This window comes from Micromonospora sp. U21, assembly GCF_018070045.1.
In the GTDB taxonomy this organism is placed as follows: Bacteria; Actinomycetota; Actinomycetes; order Mycobacteriales; family Micromonosporaceae; genus Micromonospora.
In genome coordinates this window covers 149,542-172,522 of sequence record NZ_JAGPYK010000002.1, presented here as the reverse complement: position 1 = coordinate 172,522, position 22,981 = coordinate 149,542, and the positions used below count along the sequence as shown (strand labels likewise).

General features: G+C 72.9%; 17 protein-coding genes. 8 read left to right on the top strand and 9 right to left on the bottom strand.

Features of this window, described 5'->3' with window-relative positions:
• The first annotated feature begins 703 nt into the window (after positions 1 to 703).
• Positions 704 to 2,926, top strand: coding sequence for a hypothetical protein (locus tag KBX63_RS03495; RefSeq protein ID WP_210908020.1), 2,223 nt, complete (start codon positions 704 to 706; stop codon positions 2,924 to 2,926).
• Between the two features lie 20 nt (positions 2,927 to 2,946).
• Here the strand turns inward: KBX63_RS03495 and KBX63_RS03490 are convergent, their stop codons facing one another.
• The 6 genes from KBX63_RS03490 to KBX63_RS03465 are packed head-to-tail and all read right to left on the bottom strand — an operon-like array spanning position 2,947 to position 8,848.
• Positions 2,947 to 3,792 carry a PmoA family protein gene (locus KBX63_RS03490; protein WP_210908019.1) on the bottom strand — a complete coding sequence of 282 codons (846 nt, stop codon included), beginning with the start codon at positions 3,790 to 3,792 and terminating at the stop codon, positions 2,947 to 2,949.
• Positions 3,789 to 4,490: a hypothetical protein gene (locus KBX63_RS03485; RefSeq protein ID WP_210908017.1), complete on the bottom strand. Its 702-nt coding sequence runs from the start codon at positions 4,488 to 4,490 to the stop codon at positions 3,789 to 3,791. The genes KBX63_RS03490 and KBX63_RS03485 overlap by 4 nt, the downstream gene beginning before the upstream one ends.
• On the bottom strand, positions 4,474 to 5,373 hold the full coding sequence (locus KBX63_RS03480; RefSeq protein ID WP_247661619.1) for a carbohydrate ABC transporter permease: 900 nt from the start codon (positions 5,371 to 5,373) through the stop codon (positions 4,474 to 4,476). The genes KBX63_RS03485 and KBX63_RS03480 overlap by 17 nt, the downstream gene beginning before the upstream one ends.
• The gene (locus tag KBX63_RS03475; RefSeq protein WP_374102181.1) at positions 5,373 to 6,320 is read right to left on the bottom strand and encodes a carbohydrate ABC transporter permease; all 948 of its coding nucleotides are present in this window, start codon (positions 6,318 to 6,320) and stop codon (positions 5,373 to 5,375) included. The genes KBX63_RS03480 and KBX63_RS03475 overlap by 1 nt, the downstream gene beginning before the upstream one ends.
• 31 nt (positions 6,321 to 6,351) lie before the next feature.
• Positions 6,352 to 7,698, bottom strand: coding sequence for an ABC transporter substrate-binding protein (locus KBX63_RS03470; protein ID WP_210908015.1), 1,347 nt, complete (start codon positions 7,696 to 7,698; stop codon positions 6,352 to 6,354).
• A 19-nt stretch (positions 7,699 to 7,717) separates the two neighbouring features.
• The gene (locus KBX63_RS03465) at positions 7,718 to 8,848 is read right to left on the bottom strand and encodes a LacI family DNA-binding transcriptional regulator (RefSeq protein WP_210908013.1); all 1,131 of its coding nucleotides are present in this window, start codon (positions 8,846 to 8,848) and stop codon (positions 7,718 to 7,720) included.
• A gap of 237 nt (positions 8,849 to 9,085) precedes the next feature.
• Between KBX63_RS03465 and KBX63_RS03460 the strand changes: the two genes are divergently transcribed.
• The 7 genes from KBX63_RS03460 to KBX63_RS03430 all read left to right on the top strand — a co-directional run bounded on the left by KBX63_RS03460 (position 9,086) and on the right by KBX63_RS03430 (position 18,366).
• Entirely contained in the window at positions 9,086 to 10,414 is a 1,329-nt protein-coding gene (locus KBX63_RS03460) for a Gfo/Idh/MocA family protein (RefSeq protein ID WP_210908011.1), read from the top strand.
• Positions 10,415 to 10,439: 25 nt separating this feature from the next.
• Positions 10,440 to 11,873, top strand: a complete 1,434-nt coding sequence (gene uxaC, locus KBX63_RS03455; RefSeq protein WP_210908009.1) for a glucuronate isomerase — start codon at positions 10,440 to 10,442, stop codon at positions 11,871 to 11,873.
• Entirely contained in the window at positions 11,870 to 13,174 is a 1,305-nt protein-coding gene (locus KBX63_RS03450) for an enolase C-terminal domain-like protein (protein WP_210908007.1), read from the top strand. The genes uxaC and KBX63_RS03450 overlap by 4 nt, the downstream gene beginning before the upstream one ends.
• Entirely contained in the window at positions 13,165 to 14,658 is a 1,494-nt protein-coding gene (locus tag KBX63_RS03445; RefSeq protein ID WP_210908001.1) for a mannitol dehydrogenase family protein, read from the top strand. The genes KBX63_RS03450 and KBX63_RS03445 overlap by 10 nt, the downstream gene beginning before the upstream one ends.
• Positions 14,655 to 15,833: a Gfo/Idh/MocA family protein gene (locus KBX63_RS03440; RefSeq protein WP_210907999.1), complete on the top strand. Its 1,179-nt coding sequence runs from the start codon at positions 14,655 to 14,657 to the stop codon at positions 15,831 to 15,833. Before KBX63_RS03445 ends, KBX63_RS03440 begins: the two co-directional genes overlap by 4 nt.
• Before the next feature lie 161 nt (positions 15,834 to 15,994).
• A complete protein-coding gene (locus tag KBX63_RS03435) occupies positions 15,995 to 16,723 on the top strand; it encodes an HD domain-containing protein (protein ID WP_210907998.1) in 729 nt (242 codons plus the stop codon).
• A gap of 149 nt (positions 16,724 to 16,872) precedes the next feature.
• A complete protein-coding gene (locus KBX63_RS03430) occupies positions 16,873 to 18,366 on the top strand; it encodes an FAD-binding oxidoreductase (protein ID WP_210907996.1) in 1,494 nt (497 codons plus the stop codon).
• A gap of 218 nt (positions 18,367 to 18,584) precedes the next feature.
• On the opposite strand, the gene KBX63_RS03425 is transcribed toward KBX63_RS03430, so the two are convergent.
• From KBX63_RS03425 to KBX63_RS03415, 3 genes are all read right to left on the bottom strand, one after another.
• Positions 18,585 to 19,358: a BTAD domain-containing putative transcriptional regulator gene (locus KBX63_RS03425; protein WP_210907994.1), complete on the bottom strand. Its 774-nt coding sequence runs from the start codon at positions 19,356 to 19,358 to the stop codon at positions 18,585 to 18,587.
• A gap of 136 nt (positions 19,359 to 19,494) precedes the next feature.
• Complete coding sequence (locus KBX63_RS03420; protein ID WP_210907992.1) at positions 19,495 to 20,622, bottom strand: hypothetical protein; 1,128 nt, start codon at positions 20,620 to 20,622, stop codon at positions 19,495 to 19,497.
• Positions 20,623 to 20,635: 13 nt separating this feature from the next.
• Positions 20,636 to 22,981 carry a hypothetical protein gene (locus tag KBX63_RS03415; RefSeq protein ID WP_210907990.1) on the bottom strand — a complete coding sequence of 782 codons (2,346 nt, stop codon included), beginning with the start codon at positions 22,979 to 22,981 and terminating at the stop codon, positions 20,636 to 20,638.

Genomic DNA, 22,981 nt, shown 5'->3' with positions numbered 1-22,981 from the left:
TGAGCGGGTTAGGGACCTGCGGCCGACTGGGGGTCCCCTACGTCGGACAGGTCGAGCACTGCGATCGCCTCCCGAGTGTAGGTCTCCAGCTCGTCGAACCAGGGTGGATGGGCCCCGCGCCGGCAGAAGAAGCGGATCGTGGCGCCCTGAAGGGCGAAGTACTTCGACATGGATGGCGACGGTCGCCAGGAGCGTCTCCGAACCCGGCAGGCCGCGCGCCGCCGCCAGCATCCGGCGGGCGAAGTACAGCCCACGGGACGCCGCCCTCGGGAGGAAGTCGGCTGTCTCCCTACCCAGGTCGTCAAGCGACACGTAGACGTCGTTGATCTCGTACTCGCCCTCCCCGAGCGCCTCCGCCGGGATGTCGTGCATGCGCTTCGGCCGATTCCCCACCAAGAGGAGCGCACCGCTCGGTTCCACCGTCCAGCCCGCGTCGAGCGTGTCCTGGTCCAACTCGGGAACGGTCGGCTGGTCGGCGGCGAAGGCCGCACTGCCGAGCAGGCTCCGCATGGCGGCGTTGGTCCTCATCACGATCGTGGAACCCCGTGGACGTGACTTCCCCGTTGGCGACTTCCTCCGGGAAGGTACGTCATCTCGTCGCACCGGCGAACCGCACGGCCACCCGGGTCAGAGCCGTGCCGCCCACCCGTCGACGTTTGCGGTATCGGCAGCGCCCGAGTGGATTGTCTGTGACCCTGACGGCGTGGACAGGACGCCGGGGCGCGACGCCGTGGAGCTGCGCGTGCACGGCATCTCCGGAGTCACCGCCGAACGGATCCTCGACCACCCGATCGTGACCCGGGTCGCCGGAAACACGCACGCGGGCTTCTTCCGGCCCCGGCCGGGGAGCGGCACCGCCGGCGGGGCCACCGATGGAGTCGCCGTCGAGGCGTACCGCTGGGGTTCGCTGACCGCCGGCGCGGCGGTACGGACGGCCTCGATGTTGCTGCTGCTGCCCTTCATGCTGAGCAACCTGGCGATCTGGCTCCGGCCGCCGGGGCACGACCGGTGGGGGCTGCTCGGCGTGCTGTGCCGGTTGCTCGCCGGCGCCCTCACGGCCACGTTCATGCTGGCGGCGGTGGGCGTCACGCTGGACCTGGTCGGCTGGCAGTGTGTGCCGTACCCCGGGTGCCGGGCCAGCCGCCCCTACCTGGCCTGGCTGCACACCCTCCCGACCGGGCCCCGGCTGGCCCTGCTGTCGATCGTTCCCCTGCTGGCGCTGCGGGTCGTCTGGGCCATCGGCACCCGGTCGGCGCGGGCCTTCGAGGGGTTCGGCCCGTCGTCGGCGCAACCCCCGTCCGGCGGCCAAACCGAGAGCCTCACCGACGCCGGCTTCTGGCAGGACGAGCAGACCACCGGTTGGCTGCGACAGATCCACGTGGTGCTGGGCATCGGGACGCTGAACGTCGCCCTGCTCGCCGGCATCTCACCGGGTGGGGTGGGCGCGCCCGGTCACGGCGCGCTGTTCGGGATCGCCGTCGGGCTGCTCGTGGTCGAGGTGGCCCTCCTCGCCCTGCCCGTGCCGGCCAGCCCGGCGGGGGCCCGACGGTTTCTGCGCCCCCTCTGGGCGGCCACCGTGGTGGTGACCGTGTTGTGCCTCGGCTCGGCTGCGCTCGCGGACGCGGCACCGTCCGGCTCGGGCAAGCTGCCCGGGTACGAGGGCGCCGCCGCCGGGGTGGTCGCCACTCAGGGCGTCCTGCTCGTCGTGCTCACCGTCGTCACGTACACCCGGCAGCGTGCCGCCCGCGACGACGAGCGCCCCTTCCTGCGCGGGCTCGGCACCCCGATCATGGCGGCGGCAGCGGTGAGCGTTGGCGCGGCCTTCACCGCGACCCTGGTCTACCGCGTCGCGGACGCCCTCGACCACGGCGACATCCCCGATCCGATCCGGCCCAACCCGCCGATCGTCGGCCCGCTGGAGCCGCCGGTGGCCTACTGGTGGGCCGCGCTCGCCGGGCTCGGCGCGCTGCTGATCGGCGCGGCGGTGACCTCGGCGACCCTCCTGCTGACCCGCCGACAGCGACGGAGGCTGGCGGCGCGGATCATCGAGCGGGACTACCCGGACGTGTCGGCGGAGGACGCGCACCGGCTGCGCCTGGTCCGGGAGACCATCGCCCGGTCCCGGATCACCGAGGAGCTCGGCCCGGTGCTGGTCGCGTTCCTGCTGATCGCGTCGCTCGGGCTGGCCACCGTCACCTTCGACGTGATCGGGATCGGTCCCACCCAGCTCGCGGACCGCCTCGGCGGGCACGGTGGTGCGGCCGCCGTGCTCGCCGCCTACGTCACCGACGCCGGTGTCTGGGTGATCAGCCTGCTGGTGCTCTGCCTCATGATCCTCGGTTTCCGGGCGTACCGGTCGGCCCAGACCCGGCGGGTGGTGGCGGTGCTGTGGGACCTCGGCACGTTCTGGCCCCGAACGGTCCACCCGTTCGCGCCGCCCTGCTACGCCGCCCGCGCCGTTCCGGAGCTGGCCAAACGGGTCGCCGGGCTCACCGCGCGGGGACCGGTGGTCATCTCCGGACACAGCCACGGCTCGGTGCTCGCCACGGCCACCATCCTGCAACTACCGCCGTCCGTGCTGGCCCGGGTCTCGCTGTTGACCTACGGCTCACCGCTGCAACGCACCTACGCGCGGCTCTACCCGGCGTACCTCGGGCCGCGGACGCTGCGCGACCTGGGCGGGCGGATCGGGTGGCGGTGGCGCAACCTGTGGCGCGACACCGACCCGATCGGCGGGCCGCTCTTCCCTCCGGGCCCGGACGGACCACCGCCCGGCGCCGACGTCGACAGTCGACTCCGTGATCCCCGCAGCCTGACCATCGACCCGGCGGACACCGTGCCGCCGCCGATCGAAGGACACTGGCCGTACCACACCCAGGCCGCGTACCAGGCGGCGATCCGTGAGCTGACCGACCGGTCCGGCTGACCGCAGGGCCCGCGCGAGGTTCACGGCACGGCCGCGACCAGGGCAGCGACACCGTTTCGGTCGAGGGTCCCGTCGGCCACCCACACCCGGTACCGGCCGTGCCGGCTCCCACCGGCCGGCACCACCGCCGGCCGGTCGAACGCGAACGCCACACAGACCCCCGGATACATCCCGGTCCGCACGAACCACCGGTCGCCTCGGCCGAGGCCCGCGAAGACCAAGGTGTACGCCCCGCCGCCCGACCGGACGCCGGTCAACGCGAGCCACGGCGCCGCACTGCCGTTGACCGTCTCCTCCCCGGCCGCGTCGGCGGTGAACACCACCGGTTCGCCGTCGGCGGCGGCCCGCCAGAAGAACCCGCCGTAGCCGGCCCCGCCCGGGCGGCCGTTGGTGGCCGGGCTGCCCAGGCGCACCTCCCGGTCGACCGGGGCGGTGAGGACGGAATCCACATCGAGCCGCCAGGTGTCCGGCGCGACCGCCGACACTGCGAGCCCCCGTCGTTCGGTCAGCAGTACCCCGCCGGCCCGGTCGCGCCACTGGAGATCGTGCGCGTACCGGCCCGGGGACCGTTCGACCTCGCCGGTGTGCGCGATGATGCCGTGGTCGTCACGCCAGGTGTAGCCGACGTCGCGGACGTAGGTACGCCCGCCCCAGAGGTTGCTGCCGTCGACGTCCTGCACCGCGAGGGACGCGCCGAGGTGCCACACGTGGTCGGCGGGTAGCGCGTCGGTGACCACCGTTCCGCCGAGGGTGCGTACCGGGTGCAGGTACGGTCGGGGCCCGTGCCGCGCGTCCAGCGCCGGGTCGAGCACGTACTCGGCCACCTCCGTGGCCCCGACCGTCAGCCGCACCGGCTCCCCACTCACGACAGCTCCCGGCGGCCGACGACGGCGGCTGAGACCGGCCGGCGGACGGTGGGGTCGGCCGGTCTCTGCCGGCCGACGGTGAGGTCGGCAGAGACCGGCCGGCGGGCGGCGACGGCGTGCAGGGCAGCCACGGTGTAACCGGCGAGGATCGGCACCGCGACCGGGGTGACCAGGACGGCGAGCAGCCCGGCCAGCGCGGTCACCCCGGTGAGCGCGGCCCAGCGGGTGGGCGCGTCGAGGCAGGCGCGGGCGGCGGACCGGGCCGCGGCCCGCCACCGCCCGCCCCCGTTGCCGCCCACCTCGACGACGACCAACCCGGCGTAACCCGCCAGGCCGGCCGAGACCAGCGCGGTCACCAGCAGCGCCGGCGGGCCGCCCGGCACACGCCCGGTGGCCAGCGCAGCCAGGTCGGCGGCGAGCAGCCCGGCCACGGCGAGCGCGAGCAGGCTGACCGGCACGCCGGGCAGCACCGACCGGCCGAACCGGCGCAGGGTCGTGCGCGCCGACGGCCAACTGCCGGTCCGGGTCCAGTCGTGCACCGCCGCGCTGGCCGTGCCCGCCGCTGCGGCGGCGGTGAGCAGGGGCACCGCCGCGAGGGTCAGCAGGATGCCGAGCAGCGCCAGGTCGGCGGCGTCCCGGACGACATCGCGCCAGTCCCGCCGCCCGCTGGTGTCCGCCGGCTCAGCCCTTGATGCCACTGGTGTTGATCCCCTCGACGAGCATGCGCTGGAACGCGACGAAGAACAGGAAGACCGGCAGCAGCGACAGCACCGACATGGCGAACATCGGCCCGACCGCGCTCTGGCTGGTCGAGTCGATGAACAGCGTCAGCGCGACCGGCACGGTGTAGTCCTCCAGTTGGGAGAGGAAGACCAACTGCCGGAAGAAGTCGTTCCAGGTCCAGATGAACGAGAAGATCGCGGTGGTGACCAGCGCGGGACGGCTCAGCGGCAGGATGACGTGCCGGAAGATGCCGTACGGGCCGGCGCCGTCGATCCGGGCCGCCTCGTCCAGCTCGCGCGGGACGCCCCGCATGAACTGCACCATCAGGAAGACGAAGAACGCCTCGGTGGCCAGGAACTGCGGGATCAGCAGCGGCAGGTACGGCCAGTCCCCGCCGACCAGCCCCAGCGTCCGGAACAGGATGTACTGCGGCACGATCAGCACGTGCGAGGGCAGCAGCAGCGTGCCAATCATGACGGCGAACCACATGCCGCGCAGCCGGAACCGTAGCCGGGCGAAGGCGTACGCGGCCAGCAGGCAGGAGATCCCGTTGCCGACCACGGTGAGCAGGCTGACCATGGCGCTGTTGAGGAAGAACCGGCCGAAGCTGACGTCGAAGTTGCTCCACCCGGCGGTGTAGTTGCCGGGGGTGAACCGCTCGGGCAGCAGCCCGATGTTGTTGACGATCTCCTCCTGGGACTTCACCGAGGTGCCGACCATCCAGATCAGCGGGTAGAGCACCACGGCGACGATCGCCACCAGGATGAGCAGTCGCAGCACCGGCCGACCGCCGGGCCGACGACGCGTGGTCGGCCCTGCTCCGGTCGGCGCGCCGGCCGTCGGGGTCACCACCACCATCACCGGTCCTCCCCGTCGGAGTAGTGCACCCAGAACCGCCCCGTGCTGAAGAAGATCGCGGTGATCACCGCGATGGCGAGCAGGAAGACCCAGGCCATCGCCGAGGCGTAGCCCATCTCGAGGTCGGTGAAGCCGGTGATGTAGAGGTTCAGCGTGTACATCAGGGTGGAGTCGACCGGGCCACCCGTGCCGTTGCTGAGCACGAACGCGGCGGTGAAGCCCTGGAAGCCGTTGATCGTCTCCAGCACCAGGTTGAAGAAGATCACCGGGGAGAGCATCGGCAGGGTGACGTTCCGGAATTTACGGAACCGGCCGGCGCCGTCGACCGACGCGGCCTCGTACAGCTCGGTGGGCACCTGCTTGAGCCCGGCCAGGAAGATCACCATCGGCGCGCCGAACTGCCAGATCGCCAGCACCATCAGCGTTTCGAGGGCCCAGTCCGGGTCGTTGACCCAGGGCTTGCCCTGGATGCCGAAGAGGCTCAGCAGCGAGTTGAACGCGCCGTCGCGGTTGAACATGTTGACCCAGACGATGGCCAGCGCGACGCTGCCGCCGAGCAGCGACGGCAGGTAGAACAGCCCGCGGAACAGCCCGACCCCACGCCAGGCGCGGTTGAGCAGCAGCGCCACGCCGAGCGCCGCGGCCAGTTTCAGCGGTACGGCGATCAGCGCGAAGGTGAGGGTGACCCGCACCGAATGCCAGTACGACGGGTCGGCGGTGAACATCCGCTCGTAGTTGGCCAGCCCCACCCACTGCACCTCGGACCAGGGGGTGAGGATGTCGTAGTTGGTGAAGCTCAGGTAGAGCGACAGCAGCATGGGGATCGCCGTGACACCCATCAGGCCAATGAGCCACGGCGACAGGAAGACGTACCCCGCGAGACCTTCGCTGTGCCGGACGGGGCCGGGATCAGGTCGGGTCGGTTCGGGTGCCGTGGTCAACGCCACGAACAGCTCCTCTCCTCGCCTGGTGCGGCGGTCAGGCGATGGCGGACTTGCACGCCTCGATGAACTGTGCGGCCGCCTCGGCGGGGGTGGCCCGGCCGTACTGGGCGTTCTCCGCGGCCTTGATCAGCTCGGAGCGGACCTTGCTGTGTCCCTTGATCGGCACCTGCGGGGACTTGCCGAACTTCTGGGTCAGCTCCGCCTCGACGGCAATCGACTGCTTCATGGCGGGGTCGGTGGTGTCGTCGCTGACCACCCGGCGCAGGTCCTGGTTGGACGGCAGGCCCCGGTCGGTGCCGAGCAGCTTGACCGCCTCCTGGTCGTTGTTCAGAAAGTTGATCACGTCGACCGCGACGTCCTTGTGCTTGCTGCCCCTGAACACCGACCAGTACATCGAGGCCCGGGCCCACTGCGCGCTCGGGTCACCGGGGTAGGCGATGACGCCCAGCTCGTCCTTGGTGTTCTTCTTCAGATCCGGCATCTGGTTGGCCCAGACCCAGGAGGTCGCCGACTTGCCGGTGACCACCAGTTGCTTGGTGATGTCGCTGGAGTTGCCCTCGTGGATGACGTCGGCGGTCGGGGTGGCCTTGCGGTCCCGTGCGCCCTTCCACAGCTCGAACCACTTGGTCACGTCCTCGGCGGTGAAGCCCAGGTCCTTGCCCTGGTAGAGGTCCTTGCCCTGCTGGCGCAGCCAGACCCAGAACGCCTTGTAGTCGGCGCTCGGGTCCTGGGTGCCGGGCACCTTGGACTTGGCGGTGACCTGCTCGGCCCAGGCGATGTGCTGCTCCCAGGTCATCCCGGTGGTGGGCTCGGGCAGGTTGTGCTTGGTCAGCAGCGTCTTGTTGTAGACCAGGCCCTGGGTGTTCTCCCCGGAGGCGAGGCCGGCGAGCTTGCCGTCGACCACGCCGTACTGCCAGAGGCTCTCAGGGAACTTCGAGGTGTCCAGCTTGCCGGACTTCTGGTAGGAGGTCAGATCGAGCGTGGTGTTGCGGGCCGCGTACTCGGCCAGGTAGTTGTCGTCGATCTGGAACAGGTCGGGCGGGTTGCCACCGGCGGTGAGCGTCGCCAGCTTGTCGAAGTAGCCCTGGTTGGCCTGCCAGGTCTTCTCGAACGTCACGTTCGGGTGCTTCTTGGTGTAAAGGGCGAGCGCGTCCTCGGTCAGCTTGGCCCGGGCGTCGCCGCCCCACCAAAAGATGGAGAGCTTGACCGGGGCGTTCGGGTCGGCGGCACCGCCGTCGTCTCCGCAGGCCGCGGCGCCGAACATCAGCGGCGCGGCGACCGTCGCGACGAGCAGGCCGCGCAGCAGTCGCCGCCGGGGCAGCGGAGTACGGTGGGTGCGCCCGACGGGCGCGTCAGTGGTGGGGGGCGTTGCGGGGTGCATGTGCGCTCACTCCTCGGCATTAGGAGGCGACGGCGTCACCGGTGGCCGCGGTCGGGATGCCCGGGCCCGCAGGGCAATGCGGGTCCGGGCTTCGCGGCGCGGCCAGGGGACGTGCCGGTCGGGCGTGCGGGCCCGGGCCGGTCGAGTCGCGGATGACCAGGTCGGTCTGGAGCATTACCTGTGCGGTGGTACGACGGACGCCGAGCGCCGCGCCGGCACCGGACCCCCGCGCACCGCGCGGTGACTCGGTGTCCTGTTGCAGCAGCATGTCGACGGCCGTCCGGCCGGCGGCCGCGGTGGGTGTGGCCACCGTCGTCAGTTTGGGGCGGGTGAGCCGGCTCAGGGCGATGTCGTCGACCCCGACGACGCTCACCTCCTGCGGCACCCGGACCCCGAGCGCGTCCAGCCCCTCGATGAGGCCGATCGCCATCAGGTCGTTGTAGGCGAGCACGGCGGACACGCCGCTGCGCCGCACCTGCTCGGCGGCCGCGGATCCACCGGTCCCGGTGGGCGCGTTCGGGCCGAGCAGGGTCAGCTCGGCGCCACCGGCCCGGGCGGCCGTGCTGGCGGCGCGGCGCATCTCCCGGTTGGTCCACGAGCTGCGTGGGCCGCCGAGCAGCGCGATGCGGGTGTGACCCAGGCCGATCAGGTGCTCGATCGCCGCCCGGGCACCCTGCCCGACATCCATCAGCACACAGGGCAGGCCGGTGACCTGGCGGTTCACCACCACCAGCGGCACCTCGCGGCTGAGCTGCTCGATCAGGCTGTTGCTCATCCGCGGGCTGCACAGCAGCACCCCGTCCACCTGCTTGGCCAGGGCGTGGACCAGCTCCTCCTCGGCGGTCGGGTCCTCATTGGTGTCGGCCACGAAGACGTGGTAGTCGCGGTGCCGGGCCTGACTCTCCGCCGCCTTGATCAGCGGCGGGAAGAACGGGTTCGCGATGTCCGCGATGATCAGCCCGATGTTGTGCGTCCGCCCGGTGATCAGGGCCCGGGCGGCACGGTTCGGCCGGTAGCCCAGATCCTCCGCGCAGGCCAGCACCCGGACCCGGGTCTCCGGGTTGACGAGGTGCGGGGCGGAGAAGGTGCGCGACACGGTGGAGATGTGCACCCCGGAGGCGCGGGCGACGTCCCGGATGGTGACTGGCACGGCGGCCCCTTCGTCCGATGTGGCGGCGGTCACGTGGGTGGGGCCAATTAATGCAAACGGTTGCTCCACTGTCAACGGCGCATGATTACGGTTCTGTTGCGCCAGGACTCCCGTTGGCGACTTCCAGGCCCGCAAACACTGACATTTACCGCCGATTGCGCCGCCCTCGTTGACGGGATCGGATCGATCGTGATTACTTCACTGCAAACCTTTGCAGGATCACCGGGAGGCGACCGAATGTCACCCAGAGCCGACGGCCGGGTCCGGCACGCCGTCGTGGGCACCGGAGCCCGGGCGGAGATGTTCGTCCGGGCCCTGGCGCTCGACCACCCCGACACCACCGAGCTGGTCGCCTTCGCCGACGTCAACCAGGCCCGGATGGACGCGCACAACCGCTGGCTCACCGAGCTGGGCCACCGCCCGGTGCCGACCTATCCGGCCGGCGACTTCGTGGCCATGCTGGACAAGGAGCGGGTCGACGTCGTCCTGGTCACCAGCGTGGACGTCACCCACGACAAGTACGTGGTGGCCGCGCTGCGCGCCGGGCGCGAGGTCATCACCGAGAAGCCGATGACCGTGGACGCGCCGCGCTGCCGGCGGATCCTGGACGCCGTGGCGGAGACCGGCGGCCGGGTGACGGTGGCCTTCAACTACCGCTACAACCCGCTGCACGAACAGGTCCGCCGACTGCTCGCCGACGGCGCGGTCGGCGAGATCGGCTCGGTGCACTTTGAGTGGCTGCTCGACGTGCGGCACGGCGCCGACTACTTCCGCCGCTGGCACCGGGACAAGGCCACCTCCGGCGGGCTGATGGTGCACAAGGCCAGCCACCACTTCGACCTGGTCAACTGGTGGCTGGATGCCACCCCGGTCGAGGTGTACGCGGCCGGGCGACTGTTCTTCTACGGCGAGGACGGCCGCCGGCACGGCTACGCCCGCGACTACGACCGGGCGCACGGCTCCCCCGCCGCCGTCGACGACCCGTTCGCGCTCCGACTCGACGCACACCCCCGGCTGCGCGAGCTGTACCTCGACGCCGAGGCCGAGGACGGCTACCAGCGCGACCGCAACGTGTTCGCCCCCGGGGTGAGCATCGAGGACGACATGGCGGTGCTCGCCCGCTACTCCACCGGCGCCACGATGACCTACCACCTCACCGCGTACGCCCCCTGGGAGGGCTACCGGGTGATGGTCAACGGCAGCCACGGCCGGCTGGAGCTGGAGGTCACCGAGAACGACTTCGTCGACCGGGGCACCGCCGGCGCGGTCAAGGGCGCCGCGCCGCACGGCGCCGAGGCGCCGGCCGAGGGCGGCGGCGCGACGCTCACCCTGCGTCCGTTCTGGACGCCGCCCCGGCAGATCCCCGTCGAGGGCCGCACCCGGCACGGGCACGGCGGCGCGGACGCCCGGATGACCGGCGTGCTCTTCGGTGGCCAACCCGACCCGCTGGACCGCGCCGCGTCCGCGGACGACGGCGCCCTGGCCCTGCTCACCGGCCTGGCCGCCAACCGGTCCTTCGAGACCGGTCAACCGGTCCGGGTCGCCGACCTGCTCACCCCCCGCTGACCCAGGAGACGAGGAGCCGATCCCCGTGCCCACGTTCGACAACACCGACCTGCTCCTGCCGCCCGAGCCCGGCCAGCGCACGCTGGCCCGGGAGCTGTACGCCCTCGCGGCGGAGCAGCCCATCATCTCACCGCACGGGCACGTCGACCCGGCCCTGCTCGCCGAGGACCGGCCGTTTCCCGACCCGGCGCAGCTGCTCATCGTGCCCGACCACTACCTGACCCGGATGCTGCTCAGCCAGGGCGTACCCCCGGCGGACCTGGGGGTACCCACCCGCGACGGCAGCCCCGTGGAGACCGACGGCCGGGTCATCTGGCGGCGCTTCGCCGCGCACTGGCACCTGTTCCGGGGCACCCCGTCACGACTGTGGCTGGAGCAGACCTTCCGCACCGTGTTCGGGGTGCACACCCCGCTCGGCCCGGCCACCGCCGACACCCTCTACGACGAGCTGGCCGCCCGGCTCGCCGAGCCGGGCTTCCGGCCCCGGGCGCTGTTCGAGCGGTTCGGCATCGAGGTGCTGGCCACCACCGAGTCGCCGCTGGACGACCTCGGCCAGCACGCCAAGCTCGCCGCCGACGGCTGGGGCGGGCCGGGCGGCCGGGTGGTCACCACCTTCCGCCCCGACGACGTGGTGGACATGGAGTTCGAGGGCTGGTCGAGCAACGTCGACCGGCTGGGCGAGCTGGCCGGAGAGGACACCGGCACGTACGCCGGCTACCTGACCGCGCTGCGGGCACGCCGGGCCGCGTTCATCGCCGCCGGGGCGACCTCGTCGGACCACGGCCACCCCACCGCCCGCACCCTGGACCTGGCCCCGCAGGAGGCCGCTCGGCTGTACGACCGGGGCCGGCGCGGCGAGGCCGGCCCGGCTGACGCGGAGGCGTTCCGGGCGCACATGCTGGTGGAGTTCGCCCGGATGTCGCTCGACGACGGCCTGGTCATGCAGCTGCACCCCGGCGCGGTGCGCAACCACAACCGCTGGCTGCACACCCGGCACGGGCGCGACGTCGGCGGGGACGTTCCGCAGGCCACCGAGTACGTGCACGCGCTCGCCCCGCTGCTGGAGCGCTACGGCAACGACCCCCGGCTGCGGGTGGTGCTCTACACCCTCGACGAGGACACCTTCACCCGCGAGCTGGCACCCCTGGCCGGTGGCTACGCCGCGCTGCTGCTCGGCGCGCCCTGGTGGTTCCTGGACTCCCCCGAGGTGCTGCGCCGGTTCCGGGAGACGGTCACCGAGACCGCCGGCTTCTACAACACCACCGGGTTCGTCGACGACACCCGGGCGTTCTGCTCCATCCCGGTCCGCCACGACGTGGCCCGCCGGGTCGACGCCGGCTTCCTGGCCCGCCTCGTCGCCGAGCACCGGCTGCCGATCGACGAGGCGGCCGAGACCATCGTCGACCTGGCGTACCGGCTGCCCAAGCGGGTCTTCAACTTCGGAGGGCAGAACCAGTGAGCGTCACCATCACCTCCGTCGAGGTGCACGACGTGCGGTTCCCAACCGCCGCGCGGGGCGACGGCTCCGACGCGATCAACCGGGGCGACTACTCGGCGACCTACGTGGAGCTGGGCACCGACGCGGGGCCGACCGGCGCGGGTTTCACCTTCACCAACGGCCGCGGCAACGAGATCACCTGCGCGGCGGTCCGCGCGCTGGCCCACCACGTACGGGGGCGCACCGTCGAGGAGATCGCCGCCGAGCCGGTGGCGTTCTGGCGCTCGCTCAGCGCCGACGTGCAGCTGCGCTGGCTGGGCCCGGAGAAGGGTGTCATCCACATGGCGACCGGCGCGCTGGTCAACGCGGTGTGGGACCTGCGGGCCACGCTGGCCGGCAAGCCGATGTGGCGGTTCCTCGCCGAGCTGCCCACCGACGACCTCGTGGCCAGCCTCGACTTCCGGCACATCACCGACGCGCTCACCCCGGACGACGCCGCCGCCATCCTCGACAAGGGATTGATCGGAGGGGATGGCAGGCTCGCGGAGCTTGAGCGGACCGGTTTCCCTTCGTACACCACCTCGGTCGGCTGGCTCGGCTACCCGGACGACAAGGTGCGGGCGCTGACCCGGCGGGCGTACGACGACGGCTGGCGGGCGATGAAGATGAAGGTCGGCGGCCCGCTCGCCGACGACCTGCGCCGCGCCCGGATCATCCGCGCCGAAATCGGCCCCGACGCGCTGCTGATGATGGACGCCAACCAGGTCTGGGATGTCGACGAGGCGATCACCGCGATGACCGTGCTGGCCGAGGTGGACCCGTACTGGATCGAGGAGCCGACGCACGCCGACGACATCCTCGGCCATGCCCGGATCGCCCGCGCGGTCAGCGAGCTGACCGACGGCCGGTGCCGGGTGGCCACCGGTGAGGTGGCCGCCAACCGGGTGATCTTCAAGCAGCTGCTCCAGGCCGAGGCGATCGGCGTGATGCAGATCGACGCGTGCCGGGTCGGCGGGGTCAACGAGGTCCTGGCCGAGCTGCTGCTGGCGGCCAAGTTCGGGGTGCCGGTCTGCCCGCACGCCGGCGGCGTCGGCCTCTGCGAGTACGTCCAACACCTGGCGATCTTCGACTACCTGCGGGTGGGCACCAGCCTGGACGGGCGGATGATCGAGTACGTCGACCACCTGCACGAACACTTCGTCGACCCGGTACGCACCCGTGGTGGCCGCTACCTGCTGCCCCAGCGGCCCGGTTACAGCGCCACCATGAAGCCGGCGTCGATCGCCGAGTTCCGCTTCCCGGACGGCCCGGCGTGGCGGTGACCGTCGGCGGCTCCCGGCTCGGCCTGGGTGTGCTGCGCCGGCTGCCCGCCGCGGCCCGACCGCTGGTGCGGCCGGGCACCGTGCCGGCCGGTGTCGTGCATCTCGGGCTCGGTGCGTTCCACCGGGCGCACCAGGCCGTCTACACCGAGGCCGCGATCGGCGCGGCCGGCGGCGACTGGGGCATCGTGGCGGTCGCCCCGCGCAGCACCACCCTGGTGGAAGCGCTCGCCGCGCAGGACAACCTGTTCAGCGTCAGCACCCTCTCCGCCGCCGGCAGCGCCACCCGCGTGGTGGGCGCGCTGAGCGGGGTACGGCACGCGGCCAGCGACCCGGACGCCGTGGTAGCCCTGCTCGCCGACCCGGCGGTGCGGGTGGTGACGCTGACCGTCACCGAGAAGGCGTACCAACTCGACCCGGTGACCGGCCAGTTGTGCCCCGACCCGGCCCTCGCCGCGGACCTGGCCGGCGGCCGCCCGCCGACCACCGTGCCGGGTCTGCTGCTGCGCGGGCTGGCCGCGCGGGCCGCCGCCGACGCCGGGCCGGTGGCGCTGGTCAGCTGCGACAACCTGCCGGCCAACGGCCGGCGGCTGCGCGGCCTGGTCGACCAGGCGGTCGGCCGTGCCGCTGGCGTGCCGACCGGGCTGGTCGACTGGGTGGCCGGCAATGTCACCTGCCCGGGCACCATGGTGGACCGGATCGTGCCGGCCAGCACCCCGGAGACGATCGACGCGGCCCGCCGGGCGCTCGGCGTGACCGACCTGGCCGCGGTGGCCGCCGAGCCGTACGCGCAGTGGGTGATCGAGGACGACTTCCCCGGCGGCCGGCCGGGTTGGGAGCACGCCGGGGCGGTGCTGACCGACGACGCCGGCCCCTGGGAGCGGTTGAAGCTGCGCGCCCTCAACGGCGTGCACTCGGCCGTGGCGTACCTGGGTGCACTGGCCGGTCGGGAGACGGTCGCCGACGCGCTGGAGATCCCGCACCTGTCAGATGTGCTGCGCCGGCTGATCGCCGAGGACGTGGCGGCCAGCTTCATCCCGCCGGACGGCGTCCGGGTGGTCGACTACGGCGAGCAGGTCCTGGCCCGGTTCGGCAACCCGGCGATCCGGCACCGCACCCTCCAGGTGGCGATCGACGGCTCGCAGAAGCTGCCGCAGCGGGTCCTGCACACCATCGTCGACCTGCGCGCGGGTGGGCGGTCCGCGCGCTGGGCCGCGCTGGTGGTGGCCGCCTGGCTGCGCTTCGCGCTGGGCTACGCGGACGACGGCCGGCCGCTGCCGTTCCAGGATCCGCTGGCCGGGCCGATCCGGGCCGCGCTGGACGCCGGCGTGCGGAGTCCGGCCGGCGTCGTCGAGGCGGTCTTCGCGCTGCGCGAGGTCATCCCCGCCGAGGTGGCCGGGGACGACGAGGTGCGGGCCGACGTGACCGCCTGGCTGACCGCGCTGGAGCGGCACGGCGTCGCGGCGACGCTGGCCGGTGCCCGGTGACCGGGGCGACGCCGCGGCCCCGGGTGGCGGTGATCGGGGCGAACGGCCACGGCCGGTGGCACCGGCGGGTCATCGCGCCGCTGCACGCCGCCGGTCGGCTGCGGCTGGTCGCTCTGGTCGACGTCCAGCCGGTGGAGGACGACCCGGACGCGCGGGTGCCGCCCGGGGTGGGGGTGTTCACCGACCACCGCGCGATGCTCGCCGCGACGCGCCCGGAGGTGGTGGTGATCTGCACGCCGCCGCACACCCACCTGCCGATCGCCCGGGACGCCCTGGCCGCCGGCGCGGACCTGCTGCTGGAGAAGCCGCCGGTGCTGTCGCTGGCCGAGCACGAGGAGCTGACCGCTGCGCTGGCGGCTGCCGGACGGGTGGCCCAGGTCGGTTTCCAGGCGCTCGGTTCGGCGGCGCTGACCGCGCTGACCGACGCGCTGGCGGCCGGCCGGCTGGGCACGGTCACCGGCATCGCCACCGTCGCCGCGTGGCAGCGGCCGGACGCCTACTACGCCCGATCGCCCTGGGCCGGCCGGCGGAGCGTGGACGGCCGTCCGGTGCTGGACGGCGCCCTGGCCAACCCGCTCGCGCACGCGGTGATGCAGTGCCTGGCGGTCGCCGAGGCGCTCGGCGGGGCGCCGCCGTGGCCGGTGGCGATCGAGGTGGAGCGTTACCGGGTCCGACCGATCGAGGTGGAGGACACCGCGGTGCTGCGGGTCCGGCTCCGCGCCGGGCCGCCGATCGTGGTGGCGGTGACCCTGGCCGCCGAGGAGTTCGTGGCGGGCGAGGTGGTGACGACCGGCACGGCCGGGCGCGCGGTGCTGGAGTACCCGACCGACCGGTTGCGGTTGCCCGGGGACGTGGTGACCCGCCGGGTACCGGGTCGGGTGGGGCTGCTGGAGAACCTGCTCACCCACCGGGCCGACCCGGTGGGCGTGCCGCTGATCGCGCCGCTGGCCCGTACCGCGCCGTTCACCGCGCTGCTGGACGCGTTGCGACCCGCGCCCGAGCCCCGGCTGCTCGACGGCGACCTGGTGACCACGGTCGGCGAAGGCGGGGAACGGGTCCGCCATGTGCGGGGCGTCGTCGAGGTGTTGCGTCGGGCGGCCGAACGGGGGGCGCTGCCGAGCGAGCTGGCGGTGCCGTGGGCGGTGCCGGCGTACCGCGCGGAGCTGGCGGGATAGGGGGCGACGGCAACCGCTGGCGCCGGCACGGACGGATCACCGGCTGACCCCGATCGCCCCACGACCGGGTCGACGCCCGCACGGCGTCGGCCCGGTCCCGCACGGTCGGGTCGGCGACGCACGGCACCATCGACATGGTGAAGATCGGCTATAAGTGACGCATGGACTTCCCGCCGCACCTGGGCAGCATGCCGATGCACGCGATCACCGAGATCCACGGCGAACCGGGCCTGCTGGAGCGTTTCCGGTTGGAGGTCCAGCAGTTCGACGACGCCGCCCGGGCGCGGTTGACCGCCGCGCTCGACCTCGCCGCCGAGCTGCATCGCGACGACCGACGCGTCCGCGAGCCCTACCTCAACCACCTGCTGCGGGTCGCGATCCGGTTGATGCACCACTACCAGGTGCGTGACGTGGACGTGATCGTCGCCGGCCTGCTGCACGACGCGGTCGAGGACCACCCGGCCGAGCTGGCCGGCGGCGACCCGGGGGCCGACCCGACCGGCGCCGCGCTGACCGCCCTCGCCGCGCGGTTCGGGCCCCGGGTGGCCACCCTGGTCGCCGCGGTCACCAATCCGGCGTACGACCCGGAGCGGGACCGCAACGCGCAGTACCGAGAGCACCTGGCGGTCAGCCTGGACCGGGAGCCCTGGGCACGGGTGATCAAGGTGTCGGACTTCACCGACAACGGCGTGGGCGTGATCCACACGGTCGGGCCGAAGGTCGTCTCGTCGGCCCGGAAGTACCGACCGCTGGTGCCACTGTTCCGCGACCTGATCGGCCGCCCGGACACTCCGCTGTCGCCGGCGGTGAAGCGACACATTTTCGGTCAGCTCGACCTGGCCGAGGAGCGGTTCAGCGCCATCCTGGACCAGCCGGTCCTGCGCAGCTGAGCGGATCGCCCCGTCACCCGACCGGGTTCCGCGACAAGTTCTCAGATCTTCGGGACGTACACCGGCCCTACGGTTGGTTTGCGCCAGATGCGAACCAAGACACCTCTTGGTCGAAATGCCTGGCGTGACCCGATTGAGAGGACTTGGCCATGGGTGACCTTTCTCGCCGCGATCTACTCAGGGCGACAGCGGTTGGCGCCGGGGCGGTCGCCCTGCCGGGCGTGCTGGTCGGCGGCAGTTCGGCGATCGCGGCGGACGGCGTCGGCTCGTCCGACGCGACGTACCCGCCCGCGACCTTGACCGGGCGCATCGTCCGCCCCCAGAGCCCCGACTACGCGCAGGCGAGCATCGGCTGGGACGAGCTGTTCGTGCGCTATCCGCTGGTCATCGTCTTCGCCCAGGAGACCCAGGACGTGGTCAACGCCCTCACCTGGGCACGGCAGCACGACGTCGCGCTGCGAGTGCGCAGCGGCCGGCACAGCCTGGAAGGCTGGTCGAACGTCGACAACGGCATCGTGATCGACGTCAGCGAGCTCAAGGACGTACACATCGACACCGCCACTCGCACGGCGAAGGTCGGCGCGGGGCTCAACCAGTCGGAGGCGGTGACCGCGCTCGGGGAGCACGACCTCGCGGCGACGACCGGAACGGAGGGAAGCGTCGGCTTGTCCGGGGCGACCCTCGGCGGCGGCTTCGGGTTCCTCACCCGCTACCTCGGCATGGCCTGCGACAACCTGATCGGGGCGGAGATCGTCGTCGCGGCGGGCGCCAACGGCGCGAGGGTGCTCGAGGTGGACCCGTGGAACCACTCGGACCTGCTCTGGGCGCTGCGCGGAGCGGGGAACGGCAACTTCGGGATCGTCACCTCCCTGACCTACGAGGTGGCGCCGCTGAAGAGCGTCGCCTACCTACAGGTGACCTGGCCCGGCCTCGACGACCTGCACGAGGTCTTCGACGCCTGGCAGCGCGTCGCACCCTTCACCGACCCCCGCCTCGGCAGCCAGGTCGAGGTCCACCCGAACGAGATCCTGCTGTTCGCGGTGCTCGCGGAGGGGTCGGAGGCAGAGGCCAGGAAGCTGCTGGCGCCGATCCTGTCGATCGGCAACCCCACGGTCACGGTGCAGATCGACGGCTGGGGCGACACCTATGCCGGCTTCCAGATCCCGACCGACGACGAGCCCGCGAACTGGAAGTTCTTCTCCCAGTTCACTCGCGAGCCGTTCCCCGAGAAGGCCATCAGCGTGGTCCGCGAGTTCATGGAGAAGTCCCCGTCACCGGACAGCAACTTCTTCACCCAGGCCTTCGGTAAGGGAGCCCAACGACAGGAGCCCTTCGGCGGTGCGGCGTTCCCGCACCGCGACGCGCTCTTCTACTCCGAGCCCGGCGTGGGCTGGGGCACCCGCGGCGAGCCCAACAGCGGCGATGCCGTCACCCCGATCGCCCAGACCTGGATCGCCGAGTTCAGCCAGGCCTTGCGGCCCTACGTGGACGGCGCCTACGTCAACGTCCCGAACATCGGCATGGCCGAGTGGGAGACCGCCTACTGGGGGCGCAACTTCCAACGGCTGCGCAAGATCAAGGCGAAGTACGACCCGCACAACGTCTTCCAGTACGAGCAGAGCATCCCGCCCGCGACACACTGATCTGGATGACCGGCGGTGCGGGCGCACCACCCGCACCGCCGGTCATCCCCAGCCCAGCCCAGCCCCGCCCCGCACGTCCTTTGCTCTGCTTCAACGGACGCAACACCTAGACGCCGTAAGTGTTGCGCCGGCTGAAGCAGAGCAAAGGCTGCGCGGGGGACGTCGGGCTCGCGCCGGCCTGGGCCCGGGCGGGACGTCGGGATGGGCGGTGCAGCCGCTCACGGATAAGGGACTGCGGTTCCGGACCTGCCGGCCCGCACCAGGTGCTCCAGCCAGGGTGTCGGAGCGACACCGAGCTCCCGGCCCAGGTCGGCACGGAACAGCTCGAACCGGCGTACCGCCTCGTTGATGTTCCGCTCGGCCAGGTGCACGGCGATCAACGCCCGGGTGGCGCTCTCCCGGAGTGGCTCCAACTGCACGGCGGTCAACGCCACTTGCACGGCCTCGCTGAACCGGCCCTGCGCGGTGAGCCGCTCCGCGAGCGCCTCCAGCGCGTGCAGCTGGGTCTGGCGCAGCCGTTCCCGCTCGGTCAGGACCCAGTCGTCGTACCAACCCGGCAGCAGCTCGCCGGTCGCCAACGCCGGCACTCCGGGGCCGGTGCCCACCGGCGACCCGCCGGCCAGCAGCGCGGCCGCCGCCGCGCCCAGGGTGACCACGTCGCTCGTGACGCTGGCGGCCAGGGCCAGCCGGTCGTCCTCCTCCAGCAGTGGCTCGGGGGTGACCCGGTGCAGTCGCCAGAGCATGGTGCGCAGGTTGGCGCGGGCGCGCTCCTCGTGCGAGCCGGGCCAGAGCGTGCCGGCGGCCTCCGCCCGGGCGCACCGCTGGCGTACCCCGAGGTAGGCCAGCAGCCGGCGGGCGCCCTGCGGCACCGCCACGGCCCGCCCGTCGCGTTCCAGCCCGAACCCGCCGAGCAGCCGCAGGACGTACCGGGGCGGGTGCCCGCCGTCACCGATTGCCGGAGCGGGGCCGTACGCCACCTGGGAGAGAACCATTCGCGCGCCTCCACACCCGATCGCACCGTGGGAGTTCCACGCTCGGATGTGGATGGTCGGCGCGCCAGCGCTGTGTCGTCACACCGACGCGGCGGGCGGGACGGTCCAGCCGTTCGCCGGAGCCCGGCCCGGCCGTTCAGCGCAGCTTGCTCAGCGTCCGGGCGTATCCGGTCCACTCGGCGGCGTCGCCGACGTCGGCACGTACCTGGGCCTCCTTCATGATGGCGAGCACCTGCTCGGCTGGCGCCTCGGCCAGTTTGCCGAGGGTGCTGATGCCGCTGCGGGCCAGCGCCGCCCGGGCCTTGGTCGGCACCCCGGTGAGCATCGCGATGTCGGCGTCCCCGACGTTCTCCAGCTCGGTTTCGATGCCCAACGCCGCGGCGACCGCCGCCTGGGCGCCGACGGTGGTCCGGACGATCACCGCCTCCCGCTCGCTGACCTCGGCGAGCATCGCGTCGACGCTCGGGTAGGCGGTCTCCGCCGGCAGCACCTTGAGCACGTCACGGACCAGCCGGCCGTCAGCCAGCTCGTCCTCGCCGAAGACGCGGATGAACTCCGACAGCTTCACCTCACGCGGGAAGCGCTGCCGGACGTCCTCGTGCTCCGCGGTGTACCGGTCGAGCTGGGCGGCGCCCTTGAGCTTCGGCCCGGCGACCACGTCCACGCCGAGGGTCTCCACGGCGGGCAGCACGATGGTCCCGGCCTTTGTCTGCCAGATGCTGACCTTCTTGTCCAGGAACATCGTGGTGCCCATGTACTTTCCGAAGTCCAGCGCGCCGATGTAGTTGGGGATCTTGTCGACCAGCAGCGGTCCGCCGTCGACCTTCTTCTCGTGCACCGTCGAGTGCAGCCGGTTGATCTCCGCGCGGATCTCGTCGAGCAGCCGCCGCAGGCTCACCCGCATCGCGGCCATGCAGGAGAACGCCTTGGCCAGGTCGGCGCCGAGGTGGTCCAGGTCGTGCTCGATGCGGTGGAAACGCTCGTTGAAGCCCTGCTCGCCGGGGGTCTGCCCGGCCTGCACGACGTCCTCGCCGTCGACCCAGTCGCTGTGCGCGAAGGTGCGGGCGAACGGCGGCGGCGCGCAGCCCGGCTCCACCGCCGGGAACGGCTCGGCGTAGCTGAACACCCGCTTCGCCGTGCCCACGTTCTCGTAGATCCAGGAGGAGACCAGCACGCTGGCGTCCGAGGCCGGGATGCCGTGCTTGGTGAACGTCTCGTACAGCTCGGTGACGGTCACCCCGTCGTAGTTGATCTCGCTCGCCATGGTGGTGTCCCTCTCAGAGCTGGTCGTACACGCCGCGGTGCCGGCGCTGCTGGAAGGTGCGGAAGGTCCGGGCCACCGCCGGGCGCAGCGGCTCGGCGGCGCCGTCGGCGTCGAGGTCGACGTGGTCGCGCCGGATGCCGAAAGTGTTGATCTCCACGCCGAGTGGGCAGACCCGGGTCAACGCGTTCATCAGCCGCTCGTACTGCGCCAGGGTCAGCGTCACCCCGTCGGGCAGTTCCACCCGGAACTCGTACGGGTCGGTCAGGCCGGTGCGCACGTAGGAGAGCGCCACCACGGCGACCAGCCCGGCGTGGGTGGGCCGCAGCGTGGTCCGCGCGCCGATCGCCTTGATCTCCGCCGTGCCGCCGCCGAGCCCCACGGTGTACCAGCGGAACCCGGTGGCGCGCCGCTCGGCCAGGTTCAGGCCGGCCTGCGGCAGACCGATCACGCTGCACACCAGCAGCACCCGGTTGCCGGTGTCGACCAGCGGCAGCGCGGCGGCGAGGTGCTGATCGCGCAGCAGGGCGACCAGCCGGGCCAGCCGGTCGGCGGCGGCGGGCTGCCCGGCCACCAGGGCGCTGGCGAGCGCCGCCGGCAGCTCGATGGTCTCCACCAGCTCGTCGGGGAGCCGGTTCAACGCGGCCACCACCGGCGCCGGTTCCCGTACCGCGGGCAGGCCGGCGGCGGCCAGCACCTGGTCCACCGGCTGCCCGGCCGGCCGGGTCGGCACCGCCGCCCACCGGGTCCGGGCCGCCGCGTCGGTCAGCGACGTCCACGCCGGCTCCCCGGCGCCGGTCCAGGCCGCCCGGGCGGCGGTCAGCCCGGCCAGCAGCAGCGCGTTGCCGCCCGGGTCGCCCGGCGCGTGGAACTGCGCCTCAACCGCCGCGTTGACGCCGACCGCGGCGGTCACCGGCGCGGTCACCGCCAGCCCTCGGGTGGGCAGGTGGGACAGGTACAGCGTGCCGGTGCTGACCCGGTGCGCGGTCTGCAGCCCGCACACCCGCCACAGCCAGGCCAGCTCGCCGTCGGCCGCCACGGTGGGCACGCCGGCCGCGCGGGCCGCGGCGACCAGTGCCTCGGCGGTCCGATCGGTGGTGGCGGCGCGTCCGGTGTCCAGCACCCGGTTGCGCAGCTCGGTGGCCTGCGCCGCGGTCGGCGGGGTGAGGTCCACGCCGAGGCCCAGCTCGTAGCGGCTGCCGCCGGCGTCGTCCTGGGCCCGGGTCACCTGCCACACCACTGTCGAGCCGAGCGCCCGGCAGACGCGCCCGGCCCGGTCCAGCGCGGCGGCCAGCGGCGGCGCGACGCCGTGCCCGCTGGCGAAGGCGTACGACTGGCGCAGGCTGGCTCGCAGCGCGGTGACCTCGGCCAGCCGGCTGGCGGGCAGCGCCCGGCCGGCGTGCACGGTGTTGTTCGGCGGGGTGTTCGCGGGCAGCACCAGCCGGTCCCGGCGCAGCTGGGCGAGGAAGTTGGTGCGGTGCTGCGGGTCACCTGCGGCGACCAGCCGGATCGCCACCGCGAACCGGTCGTCGTCCTCCCGCAGGGTGAACCGCGCGCCGCCGGGCAGGTCGGCGAAGAGACCGGCGTTCGGGTCGGTGTCCGCGCCCGGTCCGTTGAGCAGCCGGCGCACCGCGCCCGGGGTGGGCAGCAGGAACCGCCGGTAGAGCCCGAGCCGGTGGGCGTACGCGGAGTCCGGCTCCCGGGCCGGCGGTGCCAGCCGACGGGCGTACACCTCGCCGCTGGCCGGCTCGTGCACCAGCTCGTCGACGAAGCGGGCCACCCCGACGTCCGCACCGATCCGGTCCAGCGCGTCCCGTCGGGCGTGCGGGAGGGTGCGGTACGCGTGCACCTCCCGGGCGGCGCGGCGCAGCCGGTGCTTCTCGTACGACACCAGGTAGAGCAGCCGGCCCAGGTTGCCCTCCAGCACGGCCAGCTCGACCAGCGCGGCGAGCGCCGCCCCGGTGACCGCCGTACCCGCGCCGCCGTCGACGGTCCGCTCGACGGCCACGGCGACGGTGAACGGCGCGACCAGCGGCTCGTCGGCGGTGTCCGGCACGTACGCCGGCACCGACGCGCCGGCGGCCGACCAGGGCGCGAAGACCACCGGCGGCAGCACCTGCTCGCCGGCGCCGCCCGGGTCCACGGTGACGGTCACCCGGACGCTCTCCTCGGCCAGGTCCCGGCGCAGCACCGCGGTGAGCAGCGGGTGCCGGCTGGTCCAGTCCACCGCGGCGGCGCCGGTGTTGGCGATAGGGACCACCACCCGCCGCACGGTGCCCGGGTACGGGCCCTCCAGCTGGTCGACGAGGTTGCGTTCGACGGACGGGTCGGCCCCGTCCACCGGCACCCGGATGTCGGTCAT